The following is an 11,257-nucleotide window of genomic DNA, read 5'->3' as shown; positions in this document are numbered from 1 at the left end:
GGAATGTGTTTCTGCAGCCCGTGAAAAACGCTATTGTCGTGCCGCATGACATTGATCTCCAATCTCGTGTCCCGAACGCCGCGAAACGTCTGGAACCGAGTAGAATCAATGTCATGCACTCTGTCCATAAAATTAAACCGGACAGCAGTGGGCTTGTCCCGAGGATCTACCGCCGTCACCGCACCAGAATCTCTGCCGGACGCCCTTCCGCCCACGGATCGTCCGACGATCCCACCGCAGTGGATCCTCGGGACAAGCCCGAGGATGACGCCGCGTTGGGGGCCGGAGCGCTGGACGACCCCAAGTCTGCGGGCGCAGCGCCGCCGCCCCCGCATCGGCGTGCGTAGACTGGCCGAACCCATTGAAACTTCGTCATCCTCGGGCTTGTCCCGAGGATCTGCTGTCGCCGCCGCACCAGAATCTCTGCCGGACGCCCTTCCGCCCACGGATCGTCCGACGATCGAACCGCAGTGGATCCTTGGGACAAGGCCGAGGATGACGCCGTCTTGGGTGATGGCGCTTCGGGTGATGGGACGTTGCGGATCGCCACACTGGGTCAGCGAGGAATGGATGGAGGTCCTTCCATGGCGCTGGCCACTCTTTTGGCCCGTCGGGGAGCGGGAGTGCTGCACCTCACACATGCAGGAAGCGCTCCTTCACCGCGGGCGTCGCCTTCAGTTCGGCGGTCGTCCCCGACCAGGCGACGCGGCCCTTCTCGATCACCACGTGGCGGTCGGCGAATCTGGCGAGGGCGTCGACGTTCTTGTCGATGACGAGGATCGCCTCGCCGGCGTCCCTGATCGCGGTGAGGCAGGCCCAGATCTCCTCGCGGATCAGCGGCGCCAGGCCCTCCGTCGCCTCGTCGAGCACCACGAGCCGCGGATTGGTCATCAGCGCCCGGCCGATCGCCAGCATCTGCTGCTCGCCGCCGGAAAGCTGGTTGCCCATGTTGCGCCGGCGCTCCTTCAGCCGGGGAAACAGCCGGTAGACGCCGTCGAGCGTCCATTTGGCGGGGCCGGTCGGCCCGCCGCTCCAGCCTCTGCGATGGGTCGCGACGAGATTTTCCTCGACCGACAGGGTCGGAAAGATCTGCCGGCCTTCCGGCACCAGTCCGAGGCCGCGCTTGGCGACGACGTGCGGCGCCCGGCCGGTGACGTCCTCGCCGTCGATCGTCACCCGGCCGCCGCGCGGCTTCAGGAGGCCGAAGATCGACTTCACCGTCGTCGTCTTGCCCATGCCGTTGCGCCCGAGCAGCGTCACCACCTCGCCGGCGCCGACGAAGAGGTCGATGCCGAAGAGGATGCGGCTGTCGCCATAGGCGCTTTCGAGGGCCTCGACCTTCAGCATGGGGCGACCTTCGTCATCAGGCGGCCTCCTCCTCGCCGAGATAGGCGGCCCGCACCTCGCGGTTCGAGCGCACGTCGGCCGGCGTTCCGGTGGCGATCAGCCGGCCGTAGACGAGGACGCTTACCCGGTCGGCGAGGGCGAAGACGGCGTCCATGTCGTGTTCGATGAGGACGATCGTGTGGGTCTCTTTCAACGCCTGCATCAGGTCGACGAGGACGGCCGTTTCCTCGTGGCCGGTGCCGGCGAGCGGCTCGTCGAGCAGCAGGAGCCGCGCCCCGGTGGCGAGAGCCACGGCGATTTCGAGCTGGCGCTTCTCACCGTGCGACAGGCTGCCCGCCCGCCGATGGGCGCGGTCGTCGAGCTTCACCTGGGCGAGCGCCGCCATCGCCGCCTCGTTCAGCCGGGTCTCGCGCGCCGCCGGCCGGAAGAAGCGGAAGCTCGAGCCCGAGCGCGCCTGGACGGCGAGCGCGGCGTTCTCGAGGACCGTGAACCCGTCGAGGATCGAGGTGATCTGGAAGGAGCGGGCGAGGCCGCGCCGGACCCTTTCCTCCATCGACAGCCGCGTGACGTCGCTGCCGGCGAAGCGCACGGTTCCGCCGTCGCTGGCAAGCCTGCCGGAAAGCTGGTGGATCAGCGTCGTCTTGCCGGCGCCGTTCGGCCCGATGATCGCGTGCAGTTCGCCCTCGGCGACGTCGAAGCTGACGTCGTCGGTCACCCGCAGCGCGCCGTACGCTTTGTTCAGGCCGCGGACGCTGAGGAGCGGCGGCGCGGTCATGCCTCGCTCCTGCCGGCAAGCCGGCCGATCGCGCCGGCGATGCCGCCCCGGCTGAACAGCACCAGAAGCACGAGGAGGAGGCCGAGACCGAGCTTCCAGTGCTCGGAGGCGAGCGCCAGCCAGTCCTCGAGGAGCATGAAGGCGATCGCGCCGCCGATCGCGCCGGCAAGCGTCCCCATCCCGCCGAGCACCACCATGACGATGAGTTCGCCCGAGCGCTGCCAGCTCATATAGGCGGGCGAGACGAACTCGGCCTGGTTGGCGAGGAGGACGCCCGCGACGCCGGCGAGCGCCCCGGCGATGACGTAGGCGGTCAGCTGATAGCGGAAGGGGGCAAAGCCGATCGCCTGCATGCGGACCGGATTTTCCCTCGTGCCGCGCAGCACCCGGCCGAAGCGCGACAGCGTCAGTGCCCGGAGCCCGGCGAAGGCGACGACGAGCACGGCGAGGACGAGGTAGAAGAGGCCGAGGTCGCCGGCCAGAACCGGCAGGCCGAAAAGCGTCGAGCGGGCATCGAGGGTGATGCCGTCGTCGCCGCCATAGGCCGAGAGCGAGACCATGAAGAAATACGCCATCTGCCCGAAGGCGAGCGTGATCATGATGAAGTAGACGCCTTTGGTCCTCAGCGAGATCGCGCCGGTGACGAAGGCGAAGAGCGCGGCGGCGAGGATTGCCGCCACCGCCTGGAGGAAAAGGTCGTCGATGCCGTTCGCCGCGAGGATCGCGACCGCATAGGCGCCGATGCCGAGGAAGGCGGCATGGCCGAAGGAGACCATCGCGCCGTAGCCGAGGACGAGGTCGAGCGACAGGGCGGCGATGGCGAAGATCATGATCCGGGTCGCGGTGACGACGAGGAACGGATCGTCGATGAGCGTCGCCACCGGCGGAAGCAGAGCGAGGGCGAGGAAGATCAGCCCGGCGGCGAGCGTCGCGCCGCCCCCGGCGAAAAGCCCGGCCCGCCGGCCGGGGCCGACGCGCCCGGCCGTGTCGAACGCTGCCTCGCTCAGTCCCGCGCTCACGGCCTCGTCCTCATGCGGCGGCGCCTTTCGCGGGGAACAGGCCGGAAGGCCGGAAGAACAGCACCGCCGCCATCAGGATGTAGATCAGCATCGGGGCGAGGGTGCGGCCGGTCTGGGAGGCGGCGGAAGGGTCCATCAGGCTCCGCAGCACGATCGGCCCGAAGGTCCGCCCCAGCGTGTCGACCAGCCCGACGAGGATCGCCGCGACGAAGGCGCCGCGCACCGAGCCGACGCCGCCGATGACGATGACGACGAAGGTGAGGATCAGAACGCTGTCGCCCATGCCCGGTTCGACCGAGAGGATCGGCGCCACCATCGCGCCGGCAAAGCCCGCCAGCATCGCCCCGAAGCCGAAGACCAGCATGAACAGGCGGCGAATGTCGACGCCGAGCGCCGAGACCATCGGCGCGTTCACCGCCCCGGCCCTAAGCAGCATGCCGATCCGGGTATGGTTGACGAGCACCCACAGGCCGAATGCGGAGAGAAGCCCCGCGGCGATGATGACGACGCGGTAGAACGGATATTGCAGCGGGCCGATCAGCGGGATCGAGCCGGAGAGGAGGTCGGGGATCGGCACGCTCATCGGCGCCGCGCCCCAGACGATCTTGACCGCCTCGTTGAGCATCAGGATGAGGCCGAAGGTTGCGAGCACCTGGTCGAGGTGGTCGCGCTCGTAAAGACGCCGGAAGACGAGGACTTCGAGGACGATGCCGAAGAGGAGGCAGGCCGGCAGCGCCAGGGCGAGGCCGAGGAGGAAGTCGCCGGTGAGCCCGGTGAAGGTCGCGGCGAAATAGGCGCCGACCATGTAGAGGACGCCATGGGCGAGGTTGATGAGGTCCATGATGCCGAAGATCAGCGTCAGCCCCGCCGCGACGAGGAAGAGCAGGATCCCGAACTGGGCGCCGTTCAGCGCCTGGAGGAGGAAGAGGTTGAACATCGATCCTGCGTCGTTCTCATGCCCCTGGAGCGTTCGACTATGCACCGAAGTTGACGCTTCCGTCCCAGCGTCTGACGAGAAAGCGCCTGCGGCGCCGGACGCACCTCATCCTGAGGTGCGAGCGAAGCGAGCCTCGAAGGGCGAGGGGCGGGCGCCGACCGGTCCGATCGACGATCACCAGCGCGGCAGAGTCGCGGCAAGCGCCCCCCGCCCTTCGAGGCTCCCCTCGCTCCGCTCGTGTCGCACCTCAGGATGAGGGGCTACCGATCCGCTGCGCTGCTTCGGCCCGCCGCGCCGCTGACCCCGCGGGACGGATGAGCGCCCATCATTCAAGCTTCGTCATCCCGGGCTTGACCCGGGATCCATGCCAAATCTTTCGAGCCGCCGAGCCGGTGTTCAAACGAACTCACGTTCTGTCGTCGATGCATCCCTCGCCAGACGGCTTGGAATGGATCCCGGGTCAAGCCCGGGATGACGAAGCGGGAAGGACCGCGACGTGCCTGTAACGGTCGCACGCCCGGGCTCTGCCATCCGCCGAAGCGGCCTGAAAAGCCGGGCTCGCTCCCCGTCACTGCATCTTGCAGTCCTTGGCGTAGTTGTCGGCATAGTCCGAGAAGATCTTCTTCTCGATCTCGGTCTGGTACTTGCCATCGTCGCGCTTGGCCACCTTGACGAGGTAGAAGTTCTGGATCGGATAGTGGTTCGGGCCGATCTTGAACTCGCCGCGCAGCGAGGTGAAGTCGGCGGCCGCGAGGCCCTTGCGGATCGCGTCCTTGTCGTCGAGCTTGCCGCCGGCGCCCTTGATCGCCGCGTCGATCATCTGCGCCGCGTCGTAGGCCTGCATGGCGTAGGTGCCCGGCACCATGCCGTATTTCTTCTCGAAGGCGGCGACGAAGGCCTTGGACTTCTCGTTGTCCATGTCCGGCGCCCAGTTGGCGCCGCCGTAGAAGCCGACGGCGGCGTCCTTCTGGGCCGGCAGCGTCGTCTCGTCGACGGTGAAGGCGGAGAGGAAGGGGATCGTCTCGAGGCCGGCCTGGCGATACTGCTTGACGAGGTTCACGCCCATGCCGCCCGGCATGAAGGTGTAGACCGCGTCCGGCTGCATCGCGGCGATCTGGGCGAGCTCGCCGGAAAAGTCGAGCTGGCCGAGCGGCGTGTAGAGCTCGCCCACCACCTCGCCCTTGTAGGAATGCTTGAAGCCGGCCAGCGCGTCCTTGCCGGCCTGGTAGTTCGGCGCCATCAGGAAGACGCGCTTGTATCCCTCGTCCTCGGCGTATTTGCCGAGCACCTCGTGGACCTGGTCGTTCTGGTAGGAAGAGACGAAGAGGTTCTCGTTGCAGTCCTTGCCGGCGAAGTTGGAGGTGCCGGCGTTCGGGCTGATCAGGAAGGCGCCGCCCTCGGTCACCGGCTTGGCGATGGCGATGAGGATGTTGGAGAAGATCGGACCGACGACGAAGTCGGCGCCGTCGCGTTCGACGAGCTCGCGCGCCTTGTTGGCCGCGACGTCCGGCTTCAGCTCGTCGTCGACCGTCGTCACCTCGGTGTCGAGGCCGCCGAGCTTGCCGCCCATGTCCTCGACCGCCAGCATGAAGCCGTCGCGGGCCTGCTCGCCGAGCACCGCCGCCGGACCGGACAGGGTCAGCATCAGCCCGACCTTCAGCTTCGCATCGGAGGCCTCTTCGGCGAAAGCCGAGCCGGCGAGGGCGCTCGCCGCGAGAAGGCCGATGGCGACGGTGCGGATTCTTGTCATTCCTGCATCTCCCATGCGAAGTTCCTCGGCGGCAGGGCGTTCGACAGGCCCGAACCGGCGGTTCGCGACGTTGCGCGGGGACGACCGCCATCCGCCCGCAAAATTAGTTTACACATAAAATATCTGCTCGCAACGGGCTCGGCCGCTTTTTTGTGCGTGCCTGATTTTGCTGCAATGCGGAAGGCGCGGAAGCGCCCCGGCGTCCGGGCGGGGCAGGCCTTCGCACCGCCGGCGCCCGGTGGCCATGGCGCGGCGGCTTGCGTATGGTGGGTGCAAAAGGATCCAGCAAAAGGGAAACGCCGTGAGCGCACCGAACTCCGACATCGCCATCGCCCGGGCCGCCAGGAAGAAGCCGATCAAGGAGATCGCCGCGCGTCTCGGCATGGGCGAAGAGGACATCGTCCCCTACGGTCACGACAAGGCGAAGATTGCGGCGCCCTTCCTGAAGTCGCTGGAAGGCCGGCCGGACGGCAGGCTGATCCTCGTCACCGCCGTCAACCCGACGCCGGCGGGCGAGGGCAAGACGACGACGACCGTCGGGCTCGGCGACGGGCTGAACCGCATCGGCAAGAACGCTCTCATCTGCATCCGCGAGGCGTCGCTCGGCCCCTGCTTCGGCGTCAAGGGCGGGGCGGCCGGCGGCGGCTACGCCCAGGTCGTGCCGATGGAGGAGATGAACCTCCACTTCACCGGCGACTTCCATGCGATCACCACCGCCCACAACCTGCTCTCGGCGATGATCGACAACCACATCTACTGGGGCAACGAGCTGCAGATCGATTCCCGCCGCGTCACCTGGCGGCGTGTCCTCGACATGAACGACCGGGCGCTTCGCAGCGTCGTCACCTCGCTCGGCGGCGTCGCCAACGGCTTTCCGCGCGAGACCGGCTTCGACATCACCGTCGCTTCGGAAGTCATGGCGATCCTCTGCCTTTCGGCGGACCTGAAGGATCTCGAACGGCGCCTCGGCGACATCATCGTCGCCTATCGCCGCGACAAGACGCCGGTCACGGCGCGCGACCTCAAGGCCGACGGCGCGATGGCAGTCCTCCTGAAGGACGCGATCCAGCCGAACCTCGTGCAGACGCTGGAGAACAATCCGGCCTTCGTCCATGGGGGGCCCTTCGCCAACATCGCCCATGGCTGCAATTCGGTGGTGGCGACGAGGGCGGCGCTGAAGCTTGCCGATTACGTCGTCACCGAAGCCGGCTTCGGCGCCGATCTCGGGGCCGAGAAGTTCTTCGACATCAAGTGTCGCAAGGCCGGGCTCAAGCCGGCCGCCGCCGTCGTCGTCGCGACGGTGAGGGCGATGAAGATGAACGGCGGCGTCGCCAAGGCCGATCTCGGCGCCGAGAACGTCGGCGCGGTGAAGGCCGGCTGCGCCAATCTCGGCCGCCATGTCGAGAACGTCAAAGGCTTCGGCGTGCCGGTGGTCGTCGCGATCAACCATTTCTCGGCCGACACCGAGGCGGAGATCGCCGCTGTGAAGGACTACGTCGCCTCGCTCGGCGCCGAGGCGATCCTCTGCCGGCACTGGGCCGAGGGGTCGGCCGGCATCGAGGACCTCGCCCGCAAGGTGGTCGAACTCGCCGATGGCGGCAGCGCCGACTTCAAGCCGATCTATCCCGACGAGATGGGGCTCTTCGAAAAGATCGAGACGGTGGTGAAGAAGATCTACCGCGGCGCGGCGGTGACCGCCGACCAGTCGGTCCGCGACCAGCTTTCCGGCTTCGAGGAGGCGGGCTACGGCAACCTGCCGGTCTGCATGGCGAAGACCCAGTACTCCTTCTCAACCGATCCGACGCTGCGCGGCGCGCCGGAGGGCTTCACCGTGCATGTGCGCGAGGTGCGGCTTTCCGCCGGCGCCGGCTTCGTCGTCGCGATCTGCGGGCAGATCATGACCATGCCGGGCCTGCCCTCGCAGCCCGCGGCCGAGACGATCTATCTCAACGACCAGGGCGAGATCGAAGGCCTGTTCTGAGGCGATCAGGCGACGCGCGGCGGGGCGGCGGCCGGCACGGCCGGACGCTGCCTCACGCCGCCTCGATCGATCCTGCCGAAGCCGTCTCTGCCGCCATCATGCGGTGAACATCCTGCAGTCCCTCGATCGCCGCGTCGCGGGCCTGCGGCCGCGCCACATAGGCCGCGACGTCGGCCATGCGCCTCACTGCGCGGCAATAGACGTCCTCCATGAGGATGTGGGCGAACTCGCCGTTGCGGCCGATGCTGTAGAGCCCGTCGATCCCGCTCGCGCGGGCAAAGCGCTGGCGCTCCGCCTCGTATTCCAGCCGGTAGACCGGGTAGGAGATCGGCGTCTTCATGATGCCGCCGGCGCCGAGATACTTGCCGCGCAGAAGCGGATAAAGCTCCGAAATGCCGTCGAGGCAGAGCGCGGCGAGTTCGGCGTCGGAAAGGCTCCAGAGTGCGTCGCCGACCTCGCAGCCGATGTCGAAGGTGATCAGCGTCTTGCCGGCCGGTGCGAGCCAGGGCATCGAGATCGGCGTCTCGGTCAGCCGGAAGAACGGCAGCTTGCCGCCGGGCACCCAAAGCATCGTGTCGGGCAGGTGGTGGCGGCCCTCGAAATGCAGGTTGACGAAGATCATCGGCCGGTAGCGGAAGCGCTTCAGGTGATCGAGCGCGTTCGAGCCCTCGATCAGCTTCGGCAGCATGTTGACCGGCGCGGTGGAGACCACCGCCGAAGCCTCGATCGTCTCGCCGCCGACACGCAGGCCCTTCACCCGGCCGTCCTCGACCAGGATCTTCTCCACCGGCGAGGCAAGGCGCACCAGATGCCGGACCTCGTTCAGCGTCGGCTCGAGCAGCTGGGCGATGCCGCCTTCGGGATAGACGTGATGGATGCCGGCGTTCTCGCGCAGCTCGTGGGAGTAGCCGATGCAGACGGCACGGCCGGTGAGGCGCGCAGCCGCCTTCAGATAGAGCGTCTTCAGGGTGCCGTTCGCCATCTTCTCGCCGACCGCCGGCGCGAGTTCCCGGGCAGGCGTGCCGGACCAGGCTTCCGCGATCGGGATCGCCACCTTCTCGGCAAGCGCGTCGCCGTAATGGTCGCGGAACCAGTCCTCGGCATTTTCGACCGGCCGGCCGTGCTTCAGCCGTCCCGCCAGCGCGCTGCGCACGAAGCGCGGCGAGCGCATCAGGCCGAAGGGATAGCCGTAATCCGCGCCGTCGACATGCACCGCCTCGCCATAGTGCTTCACCGGCCGGCAGACCTTCGCCGCCCCGAGCGCCGCCGCGAGGCGGTTGTTCACGAAATGCGCGCCGAAATCGTAGGTGAAGCCGGCCGGGTCCTTGAACGAGGCCATCATGCCGCCGACCGACGGACCGGCCTCGAAGACGGTGACCGGCAGGCCGCGGCGGTTCAACTCGGCCGCGGCAGTGAGGCCGGCGATGCCGGCGCCGAGGATTGCGATCGGATGCAAACTGCGTCCCCCTGCACGTCGGCCGAGGCGGCGACTGGCGCCCCGAGCCCGCATTTAACGGCCGCACGGCTCTCCCGACATCGGGATCGGCGGACGCGTCATGCTAAGGGAGGATGACTTAATCGTCCGTTACGGCAGTCGCCCGGATTGCGCCGTGGCGTCACGATAAAGAGCAGTCGTGAAGGATCGGTTTCGCCCGTCCGGCGAGTTCGAGCGATTCCTGCCGCCGGCACCGCTTCGGCCCGGGGGCGCGGGGCGCCCCCGCAGGACGGATCGCGGCGGCCGCGATGCCGGGATCACCCCCGCCGGCCGCCTTCGGGACGCGGCGTCACGACGCCGATTCGGGCTCCGGCAGATACTGGTAGAGCCAGGTCTCGGTGAGCGTCTCGTCGCCGCGCTTCAGATAGGCCCTGAGGTCGACGGGATCGGGATCCCCGGCCTTGACGTCGAAGGTCAGGCGCCAGGCGGTGCCGATCTTGACCGAATAGCAGTCGACGTTCGACAATTCGCCGCGCGAGGCGTCGACCACCGCCTTGACGCCCTGCGTGTCGCGATCGAGGCCGCCGATGCAGCCGCCGTCGAAGTCCACCGCGAACTTGACGACGCCCTTCGGCCGCGGCTGGCCGGGTATGCCGCCGCGCCCGATGCGCGTCGCCCGCACGGTGCCGACCTCCGGCACGTGGGGTTCGTCCTTCGCCCAGGTCAGGCGGTAGGAGAGGGGGATCTCGTCGCCCCGGCCGACCGGCTTTCCCGACACCCAATAAGCGACGATGTTGTCGTGGATCTCGTCGTCGGTCGGAATCTCGACGAGCTGCAGCTCGCCGGCGCCCCAGCCGCCCTTTGGCTCGATCCAGACGCTCGGGCGCTTCTCGTAGAAGACGCCGTCGTCCTCGTAGTTCTCGAAGGCGCGGTCGCGCTGCAGCAGGCCGAAGCCCTTGGGGTCCTTGTCGGCAAAGCTCGAGGTGCGCACCGACGGCGGGTTGTTGAGCGGCCGCCAGATGCGTTCGTTGGCGCCCGTCCAGATGGCGAGACCGTCGCTGTCGTGGACTTCCGGCCGCCAGTCGACGCGATCCGGCCGGTCCGTCTCGGAGAACCAGAACATCGAGGTGAGCGGCGCGAGGCCGACGCGCTCGATCCGGTCGCGGGCGTAGAACCGGCTGTCGATGTCCATGACCACCGGCCCGTGCTTGCCGACATCGATGCGGAAGACGCCGGTGATGCGCGGCGAGTCGATCAGGCAGGTGATGACGAGATCGCGGCCGGGCGTCGTCGAGCGCTCGAGGAAATAGTCGGTGAAGCGGGGAAACTCTTCCGGCGTCGGCATGGCGACGTCGATCGCCAGGGCCCGGGCCGAGAGGCCGTACTGGTTCAGTTCGCCGGCGGAGCGGAAATAGGCCGCGCCGAGAAAGGCCAGCCAGTCGGTCTTCTCGTCGGGCGCCATGACCCTGAGCCCGGCATAGCCGATGTCCTTCGGCAGCTTGCGGGCCGGGCTGTCGGCGGGCATCTCGAAGACCGCCGGGTCGTAGCGCAGCTCGCGGGAATTCTCGCCGTCGACGACGTGGATGCCGACCGGAAGCTGGAAGTAGCGGCCGAGATGGAAGAGCCGCACCGGCGCCTCGCCGTCGGCGACCTTCAGCGTCGCCTCGGGCCGATACTTGATCTTCCAGTGCGCATCGAAGTCGATCGCGTCGAGCACCTTCGGATCGCGCGGCCGCGGCGCGACATAGGGCTGCATCGCCATCCGGCGCGCATGGTCGGAGAGGAGCTGGAACGAGAACGGCTTCGGGCTCTCGAACGAGAGAAGGGCCTCTTCCGCCCGTGCCCGCCCCGTCGCCGGGAGAAGGCCGAGGGCGGCCGCAGCCGTCAGGAAAGACCTGCGGTCGAGCATGGCGCTGCCCGCCGCCGGCGCCGGTCGACGCGGCGCTTCGGTGTCATCATGCATGTGCTGTCGTCCCTTACTACGCACACGTTCCGGCGCCTGAGGCGCTCTCT

General features: G+C 68.1%; 9 protein-coding genes. 2 read left to right on the top strand and 7 right to left on the bottom strand.

Features of this window, described 5'->3' with window-relative positions:
* Positions 1–347 (top strand): hypothetical protein (locus J1C47_RS18910; protein ID WP_207352346.1); only part of this gene is annotated, 347 nt, incomplete at its 5' end.
* Positions 348–633: 286 nt separating this feature from the next.
* Here the strand turns inward: J1C47_RS18910 and J1C47_RS18905 are convergent.
* The 5 genes from J1C47_RS18905 to J1C47_RS18885 all read right to left on the bottom strand — a co-directional run bounded on the left by J1C47_RS18905 (position 634) and on the right by J1C47_RS18885 (position 5,828).
* Complete coding sequence (locus J1C47_RS18905; RefSeq protein ID WP_207352345.1) at positions 634–1,347, bottom strand: ABC transporter ATP-binding protein; 714 nt, start codon at positions 1,345–1,347, stop codon at positions 634–636.
* Between the two features lie 16 nt (positions 1,348–1,363).
* Entirely contained in the window at positions 1,364–2,122 is a 759-nt protein-coding gene (locus J1C47_RS18900) for an ABC transporter ATP-binding protein (RefSeq protein ID WP_207352344.1), read from the bottom strand.
* Positions 2,119–3,141: a branched-chain amino acid ABC transporter permease gene (locus J1C47_RS18895; protein ID WP_425354579.1), complete on the bottom strand. Its 1,023-nt coding sequence runs from the start codon at positions 3,139–3,141 to the stop codon at positions 2,119–2,121. The genes J1C47_RS18900 and J1C47_RS18895 overlap by 4 nt, the downstream gene beginning before the upstream one ends.
* A gap of 10 nt (positions 3,142–3,151) precedes the next feature.
* The gene (locus tag J1C47_RS18890) at positions 3,152–4,078 is read right to left on the bottom strand and encodes a branched-chain amino acid ABC transporter permease (RefSeq protein WP_207352343.1); all 927 of its coding nucleotides are present in this window, start codon (positions 4,076–4,078) and stop codon (positions 3,152–3,154) included.
* A gap of 568 nt (positions 4,079–4,646) precedes the next feature.
* Positions 4,647–5,828, bottom strand: a complete 1,182-nt coding sequence (locus J1C47_RS18885; protein ID WP_207352342.1) for an ABC transporter substrate-binding protein — start codon at positions 5,826–5,828, stop codon at positions 4,647–4,649.
* Positions 5,829–6,129: 301 nt separating this feature from the next.
* On the opposite strand from J1C47_RS18885, the gene J1C47_RS18880 reads away from it, so the two are divergent.
* Positions 6,130–7,809: a formate--tetrahydrofolate ligase gene (locus J1C47_RS18880; RefSeq protein WP_207352341.1), complete on the top strand. Its 1,680-nt coding sequence runs from the start codon at positions 6,130–6,132 to the stop codon at positions 7,807–7,809.
* Positions 7,810–7,861: 52 nt separating this feature from the next.
* Here the strand turns inward: J1C47_RS18880 and J1C47_RS18875 are convergent, their stop codons facing one another.
* Positions 7,862–9,265, bottom strand: a complete 1,404-nt coding sequence (locus J1C47_RS18875) for a protoporphyrinogen/coproporphyrinogen oxidase (protein WP_207352340.1) — start codon at positions 9,263–9,265, stop codon at positions 7,862–7,864.
* A gap of 328 nt (positions 9,266–9,593) precedes the next feature.
* A complete protein-coding gene (locus J1C47_RS18870) occupies positions 9,594–11,207 on the bottom strand; it encodes an OpgD/OpgG family glucan biosynthesis protein (RefSeq protein WP_245396668.1) in 1,614 nt (537 codons plus the stop codon).
* Between the last annotated feature and the right edge of the window lie 50 nt (positions 11,208–11,257).

The sequence above is a fragment of the Jiella sonneratiae genome (assembly GCF_017353515.1).
GTDB lineage: Bacteria > Pseudomonadota > Alphaproteobacteria > Rhizobiales > Rhizobiaceae > Jiella > Jiella sonneratiae.
The sequence above is the reverse complement of the archived record's forward strand: the minus strand, read 5'-3'. Positions and strand labels throughout refer to the sequence as shown.